This window comes from Teichococcus vastitatis (genome assembly GCF_003604215.1).
Classification (GTDB): domain Bacteria; phylum Pseudomonadota; class Alphaproteobacteria; order Acetobacterales; family Acetobacteraceae; genus Pseudoroseomonas; species Pseudoroseomonas vastitatis.
This window is the reverse complement of the sequence record NZ_QXGS01000023.1, coordinates 15,917-32,109: the sequence shown is the minus strand read 5'-3', so window position 1 is coordinate 32,109 and position 16,193 is coordinate 15,917. Positions and strand designations below refer to the sequence as shown.

At 59.0% G+C, this 16,193-nt stretch carries 16 protein-coding genes; 5 read left to right on the top strand and 11 right to left on the bottom strand.

Annotated features, from left to right (window positions below; all coding sequences use genetic code 11):
• Positions 1 to 197: 197 nt before the first annotated feature.
• Positions 198 to 1,127 carry a replication initiator protein A gene (locus tag D2K64_RS17915; protein WP_120009761.1) on the top strand — a complete coding sequence of 310 codons (930 nt, stop codon included), beginning with the start codon at positions 198 to 200 and terminating at the stop codon, positions 1,125 to 1,127.
• 94 nt (positions 1,128 to 1,221) lie between these two features.
• Here the strand turns inward: D2K64_RS17915 and D2K64_RS17910 are convergent, their stop codons facing one another.
• From D2K64_RS17910 to D2K64_RS17890, 5 genes are all read right to left on the bottom strand, one after another.
• Positions 1,222 to 1,449, bottom strand: coding sequence for a helix-turn-helix domain-containing protein (locus D2K64_RS17910; protein ID WP_120009760.1), 228 nt, complete (start codon positions 1,447 to 1,449; stop codon positions 1,222 to 1,224).
• Positions 1,450 to 1,451: 2 nt separating this feature from the next.
• Positions 1,452 to 1,697 carry a hypothetical protein gene (locus D2K64_RS17905; RefSeq protein WP_120009759.1) on the bottom strand — a complete coding sequence of 82 codons (246 nt, stop codon included), beginning with the start codon at positions 1,695 to 1,697 and terminating at the stop codon, positions 1,452 to 1,454.
• Between the two features lie 13 nt (positions 1,698 to 1,710).
• Positions 1,711 to 2,562, bottom strand: a complete 852-nt coding sequence (gene minD / locus D2K64_RS17900) for a septum site-determining protein MinD (protein WP_120009758.1) — start codon at positions 2,560 to 2,562, stop codon at positions 1,711 to 1,713.
• Positions 2,563 to 2,593: 31 nt separating this feature from the next.
• Entirely contained in the window at positions 2,594 to 3,463 is an 870-nt protein-coding gene (minC, locus tag D2K64_RS17895; protein ID WP_157985913.1) for a septum site-determining protein MinC, read from the bottom strand.
• A 752-nt stretch (positions 3,464 to 4,215) separates the two neighbouring features.
• The gene (locus D2K64_RS17890) at positions 4,216 to 4,566 is read right to left on the bottom strand and encodes a hypothetical protein (protein WP_120009756.1); all 351 of its coding nucleotides are present in this window, start codon (positions 4,564 to 4,566) and stop codon (positions 4,216 to 4,218) included.
• Positions 4,567 to 4,999: 433 nt separating this feature from the next.
• Between D2K64_RS17890 and D2K64_RS17885 the strand changes: the two genes are divergently transcribed.
• The 4 genes from D2K64_RS17885 to D2K64_RS17870 all read left to right on the top strand — a co-directional run bounded on the left by D2K64_RS17885 (position 5,000) and on the right by D2K64_RS17870 (position 8,318).
• Positions 5,000 to 5,362 carry a response regulator gene (locus D2K64_RS17885; protein WP_120009755.1) on the top strand — a complete coding sequence of 121 codons (363 nt, stop codon included), beginning with the start codon at positions 5,000 to 5,002 and terminating at the stop codon, positions 5,360 to 5,362.
• 10 nt (positions 5,363 to 5,372) lie between these two features.
• Positions 5,373 to 6,008: a protein phosphatase CheZ gene (locus D2K64_RS17880; protein ID WP_120009754.1), complete on the top strand. Its 636-nt coding sequence runs from the start codon at positions 5,373 to 5,375 to the stop codon at positions 6,006 to 6,008.
• A gap of 61 nt (positions 6,009 to 6,069) precedes the next feature.
• Positions 6,070 to 7,578 (top strand): flagellar hook-length control protein FliK, encoded by a 1,509-nt coding sequence (locus tag D2K64_RS17875; protein ID WP_120009753.1) that lies wholly within the window; start codon positions 6,070 to 6,072, stop codon positions 7,576 to 7,578.
• Between the two features lie 32 nt (positions 7,579 to 7,610).
• The gene (locus D2K64_RS17870) at positions 7,611 to 8,318 is read left to right on the top strand and encodes a flagellar hook assembly protein FlgD (protein WP_120009752.1); all 708 of its coding nucleotides are present in this window, start codon (positions 7,611 to 7,613) and stop codon (positions 8,316 to 8,318) included.
• A 10-nt stretch (positions 8,319 to 8,328) separates the two neighbouring features.
• Here D2K64_RS17870 and D2K64_RS17865 read toward each other — a convergent pair whose 3' ends face one another.
• The 6 genes from D2K64_RS17865 to flhA form a co-directional block, all read right to left on the bottom strand.
• Complete coding sequence (locus D2K64_RS17865; protein WP_238384262.1) at positions 8,329 to 9,429, bottom strand: hypothetical protein; 1,101 nt, start codon at positions 9,427 to 9,429, stop codon at positions 8,329 to 8,331.
• Positions 9,430 to 9,447: 18 nt separating this feature from the next.
• Positions 9,448 to 10,878, bottom strand: a complete 1,431-nt coding sequence (locus D2K64_RS17860; RefSeq protein ID WP_120009750.1) for an MBOAT family O-acyltransferase — start codon at positions 10,876 to 10,878, stop codon at positions 9,448 to 9,450.
• Positions 10,879 to 11,775: 897 nt separating this feature from the next.
• Entirely contained in the window at positions 11,776 to 12,198 is a 423-nt protein-coding gene (locus D2K64_RS17855; protein ID WP_120009749.1) for a flagellar basal body-associated FliL family protein, read from the bottom strand.
• A gap of 62 nt (positions 12,199 to 12,260) precedes the next feature.
• On the bottom strand, positions 12,261 to 13,355 hold the full coding sequence (locus D2K64_RS17850; protein WP_120009748.1) for an EscU/YscU/HrcU family type III secretion system export apparatus switch protein: 1,095 nt from the start codon (positions 13,353 to 13,355) through the stop codon (positions 12,261 to 12,263).
• A gap of 6 nt (positions 13,356 to 13,361) precedes the next feature.
• Entirely contained in the window at positions 13,362 to 14,123 is a 762-nt protein-coding gene (locus tag D2K64_RS17845; protein WP_120009747.1) for a flagellar biosynthetic protein FliR, read from the bottom strand.
• A gap of 6 nt (positions 14,124 to 14,129) precedes the next feature.
• Entirely contained in the window at positions 14,130 to 16,193 is a 2,064-nt protein-coding gene (gene flhA, locus D2K64_RS17840) for a flagellar biosynthesis protein FlhA (RefSeq protein WP_120009746.1), read from the bottom strand.

Here is a 16,193-nt window from a genome sequence, read left to right as displayed (position 1 = left end):
TGTCGGCGTCACGACGAGGTTGCTCTGTGGATAACTTTCAAAACATTCTCAACACCGGGATACAGGACCTCCTCCCGAGATGTCGGCGTGGCGACGAGTCTTGGAGAGAAAAAGACTCGTCACCACGCCGACATTGTCCTTCTTTTGCTGGTTTCATTGCCTGAGCTCGGCCACAACGTCCGAGGCAGGATGGTTCCATGGACGAACAACAAGTCTTTGAGTTTCCCGCAACCGACAGTCCGCTGGTGGGCAAGGTCAAAGGGGATCGTAACACGATGGTCTACAACTTCTTCTCGCTGCGGCGGGAGAAGGAGACCGAACTGCCACGTTACGATGACGGGGAGACCTGGATCGAGGTCGTTGGGACCAAGCACGGGGTTGCATCGATCTGGGACAAAGAATTGCTGGTCTACTCAGCCTCGCTGATTGCCGACAAAATCAACCGCGGTGAGAGTCCGGTGCCTCGTATCAGCTTTACGGCGCACGATTTCTTTGTGACCACGGGCAGCGCTACAGGAGGCTCTGCCTATGAACGACTTGAAGAATCTCTGGCGCGGCTGAAATCTACCTTTGTTCGCACCAATATCGAAACAGGCGGAGAAGGCGAAGATCGTGGCTTTGGCTGGCTTGACGAATACCGCATCCTGTACCGTCGAGGCCGAGACGGTTCTAAGCAAATGCGTGCGGTGGAGTTGACACTATGTGCATGGCTATTCCGTGCCATTGTGCAGGACAAACACTTTCTGACCTATAGCCCAAAGTATTTTGAGCTTCCGCCAGTGGCTAAACGTCTCTACGAAATTGCCCGTAGTGGCCCGCCCAGTGGCTTCCGAATGAATTTAACCAAGCTGCGCGCACGTGTTGGTACAGCGCAGGATCTACGCCGCTTCAAAGCGGAGATCAGTGCCTATTCTATGCATAAGCGTAGCTTACCTGATTATGGTATCGCGCTGATCGACCCACGGATACGACGCTCGATCGACAAGGGTTTTCCAAACCCGTCAGGAAATGCGCCGCTAAAATCTTGGCTCGTGGCATTCTACCCCACCAGCAACATCACGAGCCTAGAACCGCTGGAAACTATGCCGCTGCTTGAGGATGACGAGGCAGAATTGACTGCTGCTTAAGACTGCGGACGTAAATACGCTTCCAGCTTGCTTGATATAGGTGTCGAACAGCAGAGTAGGATAAGGGAGTGCAGGGGAATTTCTCCCCCTGCTTCTATCGGATCGAGATTGGCTCGACGCCCACTGAGCCATCGCGTCGAAATACTGCACCGCCTTCGGCCAGCACGGACTGCACCCGCCCCAGCGTTCGGCTCGTGACATTGCCGTCGCCTTCAATGCGGCTCAGCGTATTAACCGAAACGCCAGCCGCCTCGGCCAATTCTCGAAGGCTAAGACCAAGTGCGGCGCGGGCCATGCGACATTGCGCTGCCGAGATCAGCATGATTACCGCCCCGGTGTCAGGTCGATATCGATCTCCCGCAACTCCAATGTCGGCGAGGTTCCGATCTTCACCCGGACATGGCCACCGCGAGCCAGCTTACGGATCTCTCTTAGGCAAGCCTCCTGCAGGCGCTGACCGATATCCTCGCCTAGAACTGCCATCCGGTCGGCGCCGACCTGCTGGCGTAGCCGGGCGGCTGCGAGATGCGCCGTGTTGCGGCGTTTGTGGATCAAAGCAATGAGCGACATGGATTCCTTCCGTTCAGCCGCGACCGAACAGGCGGCGGAAGAAGCCACGCGGCTCGCCCCCTGGGCCCATCGCAGCGTTGATGACCGCCGCGTCCGGCACGCCGGCGGGCAGGCGGCCTTCGCCTAGGAAACGGGCGACCGCTTCACGATAGGCGCGACCAGCATCGGTTTCGCCATCCAAGCTGGCGGGCACGCCGGCATTGGAGGCCTTCAGCACTGCCTTACTGTCCGGGATCACACCCAGCAGTTCAGCCGAAAGAATGTCGCGGATTTCGGACAGCGGAAGCATTTCACCGGTACGGACGCGCTCCGGGTCAAAGCGAGTGACCAGAAGATGCTCCTGAACCGGATCAAGACCTTCCTCAGCGCGCTTTGATTTGGAGGAAATGAAGCCCAAAATACGGTCAGCATCGCGGATGGAACTGACCTCGGGATTGCACACCACCAGTGCATGATCAGCGTGATAGAGTGCCATCATTGCACCATGTTCAATGCCAGCTGGGCTGTCGCACAAAATGTAATCAAACTCGCGCTTCAGCTCGTCCATTACCCGACCTACGCCCTCTAGGGTCAACGCATCCTTCTCATGCGTCTGCGAGGTCGCCAGGATGAACAGGTTGGCGATGCGCTTGTCGCGGATCAACGCCTGATGAAGCTTGGCCTGACCATTGGCGACATGCAGGAAGTCGTAAACCACTCGCTTCTCGACACCGAGCACCAGGTCCAAATTGCGCAAGCCGACATCGAAGTCGACCAGGCAAACGCGCTTGCCCAGCAGGGCCAGAGCGGCGCCGAAAGCAGCGGTGGTGGTCGTTTTTCCGACGCCTCCCTTGCCGGAGGTCACGGTGATCACGGTAGCGGCCATGCGGGATTCTCCCAGCGGATGAAAACAGAGGTCAGGGCAGGGGGGCGAAACGCAGCCAGCCTTCGTCGATACGAAGTTGGGCTGGGCACTTCTGCCAGTTGGCAGGAATGTCTTCGGCGCCAAGCCACAGCCCGGCAATCGAAAGCAATTCTGCGTCCATGATTTTCGCAAAGATGCGGGCCTGCGTATCACAGCCAACACCTGCGCTGGCCGCGCCACGTAGGGCGCCGTAAACGTGGATGCAGCCATCGGCGAGCAGTTGAGCGCCGGGGGACACGGAGTGCAGCACAATCAGATCTGCTTCGGCAGCATAGATTCGTTGTCCAGAACGCACCGGCTCGCTAATGATCAGCGGCGGGCGACGTTCACAAGGCTGCTCCATGTCCTGGCCAGCTTCGGTATCCAGCATGCGGCCAAGCCCACATGCGAGAGCTGCACGCTCCACTTCCGGCCAACGGGCACGAAAAGCGGCGGGCACCAGACCACAGCTTCGTACGGCATCCACGAGCGCGGTAACGTGAGAAGCAGAGGTTGGCGCCCAGGCGTTCAAATTCAGCAACACAGGAGCATGCCGGAAATAGCCGGCTGCGGCTCCAAGTCGGGCACTCAAAGCGGCCTGTAGTACATTCGTTGGCAGATCCGCAATTTCCAACGTCAGCAACGCATGGGCACGGCCACGCAGTCGGATAGGAGCTTCTGCTGTCGTGTCCCAGGTGGTGTCTGACGTCATCGAACCTGCCTTCTGACGGTGCCAGCCGGTTTTTCGCAACATGCCCGGTGTGGCAAAGCTCACGTTCTGTGAGCCATTCTTTGTGTAGTTCTGTTGGATGTTTTTCGCAAGACATTTTTGCCTTGTTCGGAGCGTTGCGAATTTCCTGACATAAATCCGGGAAGTGTTCACCCCCCCGGATCCTGTCTTCTGGATTAATTGTTGAAGCGCAGCTTGTCCGCTTCAGGCAGCTTGCATAAGACGAGGTGGAGGCGCTGTGGTAAAGCCTTGCCGTTGCGCTGCCATTGTTAACCAAAGACGGAACTGAGCCGCACCATCATAAGGCCCATCCAGCGCAGCCTGCGACACCGGCAAAGCTTGGCGCTGTAGCTGTGCCAAGGCCACGCGGCGCATAGCAATCGACATTGCCGCATCCGACACTGCCGCATCAGGGTTCATCGGATCTGGCAAACCGGTAGCCCTGCAAAAGGCGGCCATACTACAGGTGCCTCCAGGAGATCCGGGCTCAGGCAAAGCGCCTAAAGGACGCAACTGCCTTCCATCCCAAGCGAGAAGCCGCATATCGTGACGATGGCAGCCCGGTGGCACAATGAAGCCCAGTACCTCGCCTGGTTGCGCCTGTACCAGTCCACCCAGCCAATCAAGCCCAGCCTTCAATAGAGCAGGCCGTGGCGGCAAGCTGGCTGATGCTTCAAGCCGTGGTGCCGGTGCCTCCTGTAGTACGCGAGATCCCCGGGTGGCATGATCCAGGCTTTCACCTGTTAACAACAGGGCAGCCTCGGGATCTCGGAACAAGGGATGTGGATGGCTACCAACTGGCCGACGGCCCAACAACAAGGCCACCAGCGCTTCTGCCTCGCTGCGTGGCAGCGGACGGCGCAGGGGAGCATCCAGTTCCAAGCGCGCTTCGCGTAGCGCCGTGCTCATGTCCCACTCCGTGCCAAGCGGCGCTCGACGCGATCCAGCATCACTGCCAAAGCGGCAGGATCCGGCGTCACGACATGCCGCGTTATACGTAGTGGCGGCAGATCATGCGGGTCTTCCTCGATCACCACCAGCTCCAGGGGAAGTTCTGTTTGCACTGCACCCAACAAGCCCTCCTGCAGGGTCAAGGCTAGGCGAGGCTGACTCCCAGTCGGCTTCAAAAAGCCTTCCAACCGCTCCAGCACAGCTTCGAACTCTTCATCCCCGACCTCGGCTGCTACCAGATCGATCAGGATGCGCTCACCCAGGGCCAAGCTGGCCTCACCAGGAGCGCGGCGGATGATCTGCATTCAGCTTCTCCAGAATCCGATCCAAAGAGGTGTGCCATGCTGGACCGGCTTATTCAACGTTTTTCGCAAAACACGGATAATTTGTCGCGATTTATGGGGACTGATCGGCAGGGCTCTATAGGCCATGCTCCATGGACATCTTTAATATGATTATGACTACAAGCCCCTAGGCGCTGGCCCAGCGCATCCGCTTGAGTGCGTTAATGCATTGTTTGATAATAATATTATGTTGGTGAGGGCGTCGCGTCTGGAACAGCCACGGCATCGTGGATGATCCTGCAAGCTGTCCGATAACCGCAGTTTCCCAAGAACCAAAAATCTGGCCAAGCTGTTTTAACGCCCTTACTGAAAAAGACCGGCCTGGAGACACCAAAAATCTTGCGAAAAACGTCTATATCCTCCAGAATATGGCAATGCAGAAGGGAACCGGCGCGTGAAAATCCTGGTTGTTGATGATTATCCGACAATGCGTCGCATTGTGAAAAACCTTTTGGACCAGATTGGCTACAAGGATGTCGAGGAAGCCGGCAACGGCGTCGAGGCCCTGGAGAAGATCAAGGTCCACCGCTACGACCTGGTGATCTCTGACTGGAACATGGAGCCCATGACCGGTCTGGAGCTGCTGAAGGAAGTGCGCGCTGATGCCGGGCTGTCGAAGACACCCTTCATCATGGTGACGGCTGAAAGCAAGACTGAGAACGTTGTGGCCGCTAAGCAGGCGGGCGCCTCTCAGTACATCGTCAAGCCATTCACGGCTGAGACGCTGAAGGCTAAAATCGCGTCTGTTGTGGGCTGATAGGAGCCGCATGAGCGCCTCCCTTCAATCTGCTGCGGGCACTCAACCTGGGCTGGCGCGCATCGCTGGCCATGTGGCTGCCATCTCTGGCGAGGTGGACCGGCTACTTGGCATTGAAACAGAAGGTGCGCACACCAGGGCGGACAAGCTCAGCCAGACCCTCGCCGAGATGCGCGCTATGGCCAGCTTGCTGGCCGAGATGCGGGCTGAGGTAGTAGGGCTGGCGCCGCCCTCCAGTGATCTGGGTGACGCGCTGGATGCTGTGGTGAGCGAAACTGAAGGTGCTGCCTTCGAGATTCTCCGCCAAGCTGAACGTGCCCAAGCAGCGGCAGGGCGCCTGAACCGTGGCGAAACTGCTGATCCCTCTACCGACCTTGCCGAAGTCGACGCAGCGGCGACCTCCATTGTTCTGGCTTGTGCCTTTCAGGACATCACTGGCCAGCGGGTGCGCAAGGTTCTGTCCACCCTTCGTCAGGTTGAAGCGCGAGTTTTTGTTCTGGTGCAGATGCTGGGCATCCGCCCGGAAGAAACCCAAACTCAATCTGGATCGCGAGACCCTCGTTCCGACGCACATCTGCTGAACGGCCCGAGTTCAGCAGCCGAAGGCGGGCTGGGACAGAGCGCTGTGGATGATTTGTTCGGTTAACGGCGCATTGGTTACCGCCGCATCATCTTAATCCTGTCAGAGCCGGGAAGGGGAAAACCCCATGAGCGTCACCTTTGGTCAACCGCTTCCCGGCGGCAATCCTCTTGCCACCGGATCCGCCAACAAGGGCGAAGGATCGCGTAACTCGGCTCTGGGAAACGTTCCAGTCCAAGACGACGGCCAATTTGCTTTGTTGATGGCAGGCCTTATGGGCGGCAACTCTGCTGTCGGAATGTCCGTGGCTACGTCGCAGCAAGCGGGAGCACCGGCCGTAGAGGAAGCGCCAGCCAAGACCCCAGCTTCCAGCGGCCTACCTTGGGATACGCTGGCAGCTGCCTCGGAAGAAGCGGGCCGTTTGGCTGTAGCGTTTCAGTGGCCAATGCCGCAGCAAGTTCAGGCCGCTCCAGCCATTCAGGATACAGCACCAGTCCTGCTGCCGATGGCCCAAGCTGCGGTCCAGCCTACGGCAGAGGAGGTCATGCCTTCCGTGGCAGCACCTGTCATGACTCCTGCTTCGGAAACAATCAGGACTTCCCTTGCACCGGCGTTGGCTGAAGCTGGTCCATCGCGTACCCAAATCGCCTCCGGCCTTTCACAGCTTTCGCAGACCAGCATTGATCTTCCGGCCTCCCCCCCTCTGGCCGAAAATGCTACCCAATTGCACAAAATGGACGCAACGGTCCTGCCGCTGGCCGACGCGGCAGCTGGCCAGAATACAACAGCTACAATCTCACTCCCCCAAGCGCCAACTGCTCCCCAGAACATGGAAGTTGCTGTTGTCGCTGCCGCTAGCGCAGCGGCCACAACAGCAGCCGAGATTGTTACGCCGCAAGGAACCGCCGTGACCCGGGCCGTTTCCAACCTGCGTGCTGTCGCCCAGGAAAAGCCCGTGCTCCTGGTCGCGGATAGTGTGGCGGATGCCGTAGAAACCACCCTTCCCGATGCCGTTGCGGCGGTGAGCGAAGCTCTGTCGGCTGCGGCCTTGCCGCTGCCCCAGCAGGGTGAAAAAGCTGCATCTCTGGACCTCAAAGCTGCAGATCCTGTTGATGCGGCTGCGACTTTGGCTGCGGCTTCAACACAAACTCCTGCTGCACGACCCCTCATGTCGCCCCAGCCGTTGCCATCCCCTCATCCCGCCGTGCCACAGCGGGCGCAGCTGGCGGCCGAGGCCGCGCCACAACTGGTGATGCGCGTGGCGCAAGCGCAAAAGGACGGGGTAGACCGCATTTCTGTGGATCTGCGGCCGCCTGAGCTGGGCCGCGTTGAGTTACAGATGACCTTCCGCGACGGAATGGTGCATGTTGTCATGCGTGCTGAGCAGCCGGAAACCTTTGAAGCGCTAAGGCAGGAACGCCACCACCTGGAGCAGCAGATGGCTGACGCCGGATTGCAACTCGGTGCTGGTGGTCTGGATCTGCAGCAGGGCCGGCTGCCGCAACCTGAGCCCGAGGCGGAGTCGCGCCGGCAGGGTCCAGTTCTTGCCTCTGAGGGCGAGACAGCCGTCGAGGAGACGTCCTCTGCTGGGCCACGTCCACCTGCTTCGGACAGCCTGATCGACATCATTGCCTGAGGCGCCCCGCGCGCCCTTCCCGGAGAGCCAAGATGGCCACCACATCCAGCATCACTGCCACCTCCGCGGCCGGCCTAGCAGGCGGCACCACTGGCAGCACCTCAACAACCGCAACCACGCAGCTGAAGAGCAGCAGCGAGGATTTCGACCGCTTCCTGACGCTGTTAACGGCGCAGATGAAGTATCAAGATCCCATGCAGCCGACAGATCCGACCCAGTTCGTGGCACAGCTCGCGCAGTTCTCGCAGGTTGAGCAGCAGACCAAGAGTAACACTTATCTGAAAACCATCTCCGAAGCGCTCACCAACAGTGCCAGCTTGTCGGAAAACGCCGCCATGCTGGGCCGCACAGTGCAGACGGAGATGTCGGAGATCACCCTCTCTAGCAGCGGCGCGACTGTGCCATTGAACCTCACGGTCAGCAGCAGCACGCTGTCCGGCACCCGGCTTGAGGTGGTGAACAGCGCAGGTCAGGTGGTACGTAAGGTCAACCTCAACAGCGGCAGCACCAACCTGACCTTCGATGGCAAGGACAATAGCGGCCTGCCGCTTTCGGGTGGCAAGTACACGGTGCGCGTCGTCGGCGAAGATGCTGACAGCACCCGACAGACAGCCGGAACGGTGAGCAGCTCTGGTAAGATCACTGAAGTCCGTCGCGACAGCAGCGGCTCCCTGAGTCTGCTACTGGACAATGGCAACTTGGTTAGCGCTAAGGAAGTCACCCGCCTCGCGGCGGGCTGAGCTTTCTTGTCTAAGGGCGGGTTCCTAGGCTGGTGATGGCGGTGCCCTGACCTAGCCTTTCCCGTGCGGTGCGCAGCACGATCCCGGCCAAACGATGCCCAGACTCCGTTGACAGATGGTAGGCATCATCAAAGTCGGCACTGGTCAGTTGCGGCAGGTCCTCCCGCTGAAGCACTATCAGCTTCGGATATTGGCGCTGTAGAGCCACCAGATACTGCTTGAAGGCGGCGTTCTGCCGTTGCAGATCAGGCGTTTCGCCCTTGGGGTTGTACTGCCCCTCGACTAGCACAACACCAATGTCAGCATTATCTAGATTGCGTATGAAGCTTTCCAACAGCCGACTCTGACTTTGCATGGAATGCTGGCCGCGCGCTCGTAGCGCTGTGTAGTTGACTTCGTCGTCTGATGAGCGTTCCGGGCGGAAACCAGGTAGATGAGCCATCTGTGCAGCCCGACTCAGAATGGCACGAAAAACAAAGTTATACCGGTACTCTGGTAATAGGGCGCCCAACAGCAGATCTCGTTTCAGATCAGGAAGTGAGTTGGGTGGTAAAGCGGCATCGAGCATCTCTACCCTGTCGGCTACCTGCAGCAATGATACAGGCGCCAATCGCGCCCATTCCGGCCGCAGATCCGCGGCTAGATCAAACTCGGAAATGTAGAGCAGTACCTGCTTCGGCTTTAGGGCAATGATGTGGTCGCGGTATAGCTCCATGTCCATTGGCGTCATGCCAGCCAGCGAAAAGATCTGTAACTCCGCATGATCACGGCTAAAGCCACGGTACAAGGCGTGGGTCTGGCTGGAGCCCACAGCCAAGAATTCAACGCCGCGCGGCAGCGGAAGCATGCTGCGGAAGCGCTCGGCAATGACGTCGGTCTGCCGCCAATCCGCATGACCCTGCAGGACGACATAATAGGCGCCCCAGGCAAGCGGATTGCCAAATAAGGCAACCCGCACAGCCAGAACAGCCAGAACCGCATAAGCGGCGCTGCGCCAGGATCTGTGCAACCAGCGTCGCGTCAGCCAAAAGCCCAGCGCTAGAGCGGCGATCTCAGCCAGCAGCAGCAGCACGAAGCCGGGGTCGATAAAGGAAGACAGCCGCGCCAGCATCGTCATGTCTCCGTTGGATCAGAACTGGAAGTAGATGAAGTGGGACACGCCGAAATCGCCGAACACGGGGATGGCGAAGGCCAGGCAGGCGGCGCTGGCCCAACGTGCTGAGCTGGAAAGCTGCAGCGGCCGCAAGGTGCCGTCCGGCGCACGCAGTAACAGGTCGGCCAGCAACGTCGCTGAGGCCAGCATCAGAAGTGTGATGATGGAGGGGCCAAGGGCGGCGGCCGTTCCGACCGGTGTGGCCAAACCCAGAGCACGCAGAAAGCCGCCCACCTGTGCTAGGGATTCAGCGCGGAACAACAGCCAGCCCAGGCAGGTGAGATGGAACATCAGCAGCACCGCCAGGAGGTGGCCGAGCGCTGGGGGCAGCCGCACCAGTGCCGAGAGGGGCTGGGCTAGCCAGCGGTGCAGCACCAGCAGGATGCCGTGATAGAAGCCCCAGAGTAGAAAGGTCCAGGCGGCGCCGTGCCACAGCCCACCCAGCACCATGGTGGCCATCAGGTTACGACTGGTCTTCCAGGTACCGCCACGGCTACCGCCAAAGGCAATGTAGACGTAATCGCGCAGCCAAGTAGACAAGCTGATATGCCAGTGCCGCCAAAAGGCTTGGGGCGAGGTCTGCAGATAGGGATGGCCGAAATTCGGCGGCAGCACGAAGCCCATCAGCCGCGCCACGCCGATCGCGATGCCGGAATAGCCGGCAAAGTCACCCAGGATCTGGAAAGCGAAGGCATAAACGCCCACCAGCGCGTGCAACCAAGATTCCGGCTGCGGCATGCTGAAGGCGTTATTGGCAATTGGGGCCAGATTATCTGCCACAACCACCTTGAGGAAGTAGCCAAACAGGATCAGCCATACGCCTTCCGTCACCATAGTTTCGGTGATGCGGCGCGGCGTATGCAACTGCGCCAACACGGTCTTGGCACGAATGATCGGACCGGCCACCAGATCGGGAAAGAAGGCCACGAAGAGCGCGTAGTCGAGCAGATTGTGCTCGGGTGAGACTTCACCGCGGTACACGTCGATCGTGTAGCTCAGGCTCTTAAAGACAATAAAAGAAATGCCGACCGGCAGGATGATATTCAACAGCGGCCAACTGACCGGTACGCCCATCAGGTCGAGCAGATCGGCGCTGCCCTGGATAAAAAAATTGCAGTATTTGAAATACACTAGCACGCCGATGTCGAAGATGATGCTGATGCCCAGGAACAGGCGGCGCCGGTTGGCTTGCTCTGTGGCCGCGATGGCGTTGCCGCAGAACCAGTCCACCAGCGAGATAGCGGCAAGCAGGAAGCAGAAGCGCCAATCCCAGCCGGCATAGAAGACATAGCTGGCGACCAGTAACAGCCGGTTCTGCGCCTGGTACCCGGCCCATCGTCCGAGGGGTAGATAAACCGCCATCAGCGCGGCGAAGAAGGCAACGAAGGTCCAGGAGTTGAACAGCATGAGGCTCAGGTCCGGATGGTCGAGCCCAAGGTCCTCCGTTTGGTTTCAAATTCAACACAAGTTATCGTTAATGAAAGATGAAACCTTGTCGTGCGCCTCGCGTTTAAGCGGCCTTCACAGATTTGCTCCTACCTACTAGCAGGTTTGACCATCAGGGCGGGAATTTCCCTGAAGTTTTGCGCGCCGCGCTGAAGATTGACTGCGCGGGATGTTCTGTAGCAGCGGCAGCAGGTTGAAAATTTTACAGTTCAGCACGTCCGGTGTCTGCTGAAGGAGGAGAGCAGCCTAAACGCAGCTGTGAAATGCTACTAACGCCAGCGCCAGCCATTCCAGTGGATCAGCCGACGCTCACGCCTATCTGGTCGATATGTTGCGCGAAACCGGTCAGGTGGGTACGGCGGTTGCCGCCTATCAGGTCCTTAAATGCTGCGGTAGGCGCATCGCGGTACACAGGACAAGCTGAGAACTGTCTTTGGCCAGCAGGGAGTATAGGATAAGGCCGCAGCCTATTACCGGAGCGCTGGGACTGCAGCCCGACTTTGCCGGGGCACATAACAGCCTGGGCATCGCCCTGCAGCAGGGCGTGTCAGGCGAGGCCATCGCTTGCTACTGGGGAGGCCGTATTTTGCTGCCCGATCCTCCGGATCTTCAGGACAATCCTGAGATTGCGCTCAGGCGCAGGAAGTGCGACTGGCGCAGCGTGCCCATGCCAAGGCCGATGCAGCATCCGCCTGGTAAGGCGCTGGCTCATTATGGTGGCAGCACTGCAACGGGTTAGGCGAGCTTCGTCGTCAGCCTCCCTTGAATAGCCCGGGACATAAAGACAGGACCGGTTCAGAAGCGATCAGGCGGCCATAACAGACCACCTGATCGGAGCGACGAGGAGGTTGGTCCGCGTCAGCTGTGCAGCAGGCGTGTGATCACCACATCCCGCAAGCCACCTTCCTGAACCTGCATTAAGCTGTCGAATAGATTGTCCCGTAGCTGTGCAGGATCGGTGCGGCCAGGGCGCAATTCCTGCCGTTCCGACATGCTCATCAGCCGGCGCAGCACGGCCTGCTTTAGGCGGGGCTGCAAATCCTTAAAGGGCTGGCTATGGCCAGCCTCGGTCTCCAGCGTCACTGAGACCACTACATAGGACATGCGCCGCCCTGTGCTGGGCAGGTTGATCGTGAAGTCGCCAAGGGCAACGTACTCGAACTCCTTCTTAGGCGCTTCCTCAGCGGCTCGACCGGGAGTGGCTGTCAGTATGGCGAGCGGGGCCGTGGCCAGACCAGCCAGGAAGCCCATCGCAATCCTTCGGGTAGAAATCCGGTTCATCGAAAAGCCCCTGCGGTTGGCGCCTGCCTGTTTCGCAAAGGCTTCTTCTCACGTCAATCAAATCATCTCTTTTTTTGTGACGCACCCTTGGCGTTGCGTCCAGATTGCGCCCAAACAATGCCAATGACCTTGGCCACCGCCTCAAAATGCTCAGGCGGAATGACGTCGCCTACTTCCACGGTGGCGTAAAGAGCACGGGCCAGGGGCCGATCTTCAATCACAGCTACACCCGCCGTCTGTGCAGCTTCGCGGATCCGCAGCGCCAGATTGTCGACACCTTTAGCTAAACAGACCGGCGCAGCGTCCTCACCCCGCTCGTAGCGGAGGGCAACGGCAAAGTGGGTCGGGTTTGCGATCACCACCGTGGCCTTCGGGACATCCGCCATCATCCGACGCTGCGACATCTGCCGCCGCTTTTTGCGCTGGGCGGCCTTCACGTGCGGATCGCCTTCGGTAGATTTCATCTCCTCACGCATTTCTTGCAGGCTCATGCGCTGACGACGGCGATATTCAAAGCGTTGAAAGCCAATATCGATTGCTGCCACTAGGCCTGCGACGAGCGTGACCGCGAAAAGCACTGTTATTAGGAGCTGCTTAATCAAGCCTGGCAGCACTGCTGGATCCAGTGCTGCCAATTGTCCGCTCTGCTGATAAAGCGGTCGCCCTACGATCCAGCAGACCACACCCACTGCGGAGGCCTTGGCAAGGCTTTTACAAAACTCGAAAAGCGCCTTGAGCCCAAACAGGCGTTTGAAGCCTGAAAGTGGCGACAGATTGGAAAACTTTGGCTGTAACCGCTCTGTTGCCACCACGATGCTGTTTTGCGCCAAATGCGGCAGCAAGCTTCCGGCGATCAACAGCCCAAACACTGGCAGCAAGGCGACGGCTAGAGCCTCCATCACGGCAGCTCCGGCGCGACGATAACCCTCGTCAGACAGTTCCAAGAAGGCATCCGGCTGTTCGACGAGCGGCAGCAGGATGTTCGCCATGTGCTGCGCAATGACGCCCCCGGCTAATCCCATAGACAGAAGCATCGCGGCATAAAGCCCAAAGCTCGATCCTTCCCGTGATATCGGGATGTCACCCTTCTCGCGAGCTTGTTGCAGCTTGCGTGGCGAAGCGTCGAGCGTTTTCTCTTGGCCGCTTTCCTCTGACATTTGGCCTCAGCGTGCCAGAAGGAAGACTGAGCCGTAGGCTCCAACCATTTCGTCGACCAAGGTCGGCGAAACGGCGCCTAAAAGATATAAGCCGGCCATCAGTAGCGCTGGGGCGCCAATCATAAAGACTGGCATGGCTGGCATGGCACGGTTGATACCGGCAAGTGCCACGTTGAACAATACCGACAAAAACAAAAAAGGCATGGAGAGCTGCATGGCAAGGCGAAACGCCGTGGTCATGGCTTCGCTCATATTACGGGCCACGGCAGCCGCAGGCAGAGGTTGGCCAAGCGGTATCAGTTGGTAGCTATCGGCTAGCGCCTTGAACCCTGAATGGTGGCCATCAACGGCGAATAGTATCACCAAACAGGCAGCATAAATCGCAGCTCCCAAAACAGCGGAGTTGTCCATGCCGACGCCAAAGGCGAAGGCGTTGCTGACGCCAATGCACTGGCCAATGATCTGTCCCGCCGTCTGCACCGCTGATAGCAGCAGCCGGGATAGTGTGCCCAGAAAGGCACCGGCGGCCACCTCCATCACTACCGCGAAGGCGACTCCCCAAGCGGCTGGCGGCGGCGCTGCTGATCCAGCCAATGGTGCCACACAGAGTGCGATGAGTAATCCGGCCAAGATGCGAATACGCGCTGGCACTTGACTCTCCCCGAGCCCCGGCAGCAGCAAGAGTGCTGCCGAGACACGGCAGAATACCAGCAGCAGTCGGTACAACTCGGCCGACACCCAGGCTTCGAGGTGCAGTGCTGCGTCCATTGCGTTTCAGATCTGGCCGACGGTGCGTAGCTTGACACGCTGATGCACCTCAGCATGAGAAATCACCGCAATGGTCGGATTGATCCGCTCAACCAGTTGTCTCACAAAGGGCCGTGCCACCGCCGAAGTCAGCACTGCAGGCCAGTCGCCACGCGCGGCTGCCTCAGCAATACGACCGCGGGTCACGGTAACCAGTTCCTGGATCTTCGACGGCGCCATGGCGAAGGAGCGCTGGTCGCCCTCCTCCACAATGGCCGAGCCTACCTCGCGCTCCCAATCGGGCGAAAGAAGCAAGGCCGTGACATAGCCATCTTCCTGCGTAAGTCCTCGGCAGATTTGCAGAGAAAGCCGTTGGCGCACATGTTCAGCCAGCAGGGAAACATTGCGGGTAAAGCCGGCAGCTTCGTGCAATGCTTCCAGGATCAGCGGCAGATTGCGGATCGAGATCCGCTCGGCCAGCAGTGAAGCCAAAACCTTTTGCACTGTTGCCAACGGTAGTACTGATGGGATCAGGTCGGAGACCAAGCGCTGATGCTCTTTCTCCAATCCATCAATGAGCTTCTGCGTTGCGACATAGCTCTGTAACTGCGCCATATAGCCCTTCAGAACCTCGGACATGTGAGTGGTCAGCACCGTCTCAGCATCCACCACAGTGAGGCCCTGCGCCATCGCTGTATCGCGCAGTGCTGGCTCAATCCAGCGGGCCTTGATCTGAAAGGAGGGTTCCTGGGTATCGATCCCGGGCACGCCAATTTCCTGCCCACTGGGCGCGAAGGCTAACAGTCGGCCAAGTACCAGAGTCTCGCGTGCCACTTCAACGCCCTGCACCTGAATGGAGTACTCGCCGGACGCGAGGTCCATGTTGTCCTTGATGCGCACCGCAGGCAACACGAAGCCGAATTCCAAACCAAAGGCGCGCCGCAGCTTTTTGATTTTCTCAGACAATCCGCCTTGACGGCCAGCGGTAAGGGATACCAAGCCCATACCAAGTTCCAAACGGACATCGTCCACTCGGATCAACTCGGCCATGGTTTCCTCACGCGGGGCCGTATCGGCAGGTTCAATTCCGGCCGCAGCGGCCTCGGCGATTTTTTTAGCGTTGCGGGAAGCGAACCAGCCTGCGCCCGCAGCGATACCGCCCAACACCACGAAGGGCAGAAAGGGCAGACCTGGCAGCACCGCAAACAATCCCGAGAGCCCGGCAGCTAGGTAGAGCGGCTTGGGCTGTGCAGCAAGCTGCCCAATCAGCGCTTTATCGGTGGAGCCGCGAACATTACCCTTCGACACCAACATGCCGGCGCCAATGGAAACGATCAGCCCAGGAATCTGAGAAACAATACCATCACCGATCGCCAGGGTAACATAGTTGCTGGCAGCAGCAGAGAGCGCCATATCATGGCGCAGCGTTCCCACAACAATGCCGCCAATTACGTTGACGATGGTGACGATGATGGCAGCAACCGCGTCACCACGAACAAACTTTGAAGCGCCGTCCATGGCGCCAAAGAAGCCGTTCTCGTCCTCCAGCTCGCGGCGGCGGCGTTTAGCCTCAACATCGTCGATGGTACCCGCAGCAAGATCAGCATCGACTGCCATCTGTTTGCCCGGCATGGCATCCAGGCTGAAGCGTGCCGCAACCTCGGCGATACGCCCAGCACCTTTGGTAACAACAACAAAGTTGACGATGACCAAGATCGCAAAGACGATTACGCCAATGACAAAATCTCCGCCGATCACGAAAACGGCGAAACCGTGGATGACGCTGCCCGCAGCGTCTAGGCCGTGGTGACCATCAGCCAGAATCAGGCGAGTGGTGGCCAAGTTCAGCGCTAACCGCAACAAAGTCGCAATCAGTAGCACGGTTGGAAAGGAGGAGAAGTCGAGCGGCCGTTCGATCCAAATGGCTACCATCAAGATAAGCACTGACAAGGTGATCGAGGTAGCAAGACCAAGATCCACCAACCAGCTTGGCATCGGCAGCACAAGGACGGCCAGCAGCACCACCATGGCGGCGGCGAAGAGCATATCCTGGTGACCAAAGATACTGCGCAGGCGATGCAGGAAAGCCAT

What these genes read in the sequence shown, in the direction of transcription:
- minD (WP_120009758.1), bottom strand. Translation starts at nt 2,562, where the DNA reads ATGGCCGCTACCGTGATCACCGTGACCTCCGGCAAGGGAGGCGTCGGA.
- D2K64_RS17865 (WP_238384262.1), bottom strand. Translation starts at nt 9,429, where the DNA reads ATGCTGGCGCGGCTGTCTTCCTTTATCGACCCCGGCTTCGTGCTGCTG.
- D2K64_RS17875 (WP_120009753.1), top strand. Translation starts at nt 6,070, where the DNA reads ATGAGCGTCACCTTTGGTCAACCGCTTCCCGGCGGCAATCCTCTTGCC.
- D2K64_RS17880 (WP_120009754.1), top strand. Translation starts at nt 5,373, where the DNA reads ATGAGCGCCTCCCTTCAATCTGCTGCGGGCACTCAACCTGGGCTGGCG.
- D2K64_RS17890 (WP_120009756.1), bottom strand. Translation starts at nt 4,566, where the DNA reads ATGCAGATCATCCGCCGCGCTCCTGGTGAGGCCAGCTTGGCCCTGGGT.
- D2K64_RS17855 (WP_120009749.1), bottom strand. Translation starts at nt 12,198, where the DNA reads ATGAACCGGATTTCTACCCGAAGGATTGCGATGGGCTTCCTGGCTGGT.
- D2K64_RS17905 (WP_120009759.1), bottom strand. Translation starts at nt 1,697, where the DNA reads ATGTCGCTCATTGCTTTGATCCACAAACGCCGCAACACGGCGCATCTC.
- D2K64_RS17910 (WP_120009760.1), bottom strand. Translation starts at nt 1,449, where the DNA reads ATGCTGATCTCGGCAGCGCAATGTCGCATGGCCCGCGCCGCACTTGGT.
- D2K64_RS17860 (WP_120009750.1), bottom strand. Translation starts at nt 10,878, where the DNA reads ATGCTGTTCAACTCCTGGACCTTCGTTGCCTTCTTCGCCGCGCTGATG.
- D2K64_RS17870 (WP_120009752.1), top strand. Translation starts at nt 7,611, where the DNA reads ATGGCCACCACATCCAGCATCACTGCCACCTCCGCGGCCGGCCTAGCA.
- flhA (WP_120009746.1), bottom strand. Translation starts at nt 16,193, where the DNA reads ATGGCTTTCCTGCATCGCCTGCGCAGTATCTTTGGTCACCAGGATATG.
- D2K64_RS17845 (WP_120009747.1), bottom strand. Translation starts at nt 14,123, where the DNA reads ATGGACGCAGCACTGCACCTCGAAGCCTGGGTGTCGGCCGAGTTGTAC.
- D2K64_RS17915 (WP_120009761.1), top strand. Translation starts at nt 198, where the DNA reads ATGGACGAACAACAAGTCTTTGAGTTTCCCGCAACCGACAGTCCGCTG.
- D2K64_RS17850 (WP_120009748.1), bottom strand. Translation starts at nt 13,355, where the DNA reads ATGTCAGAGGAAAGCGGCCAAGAGAAAACGCTCGACGCTTCGCCACGC.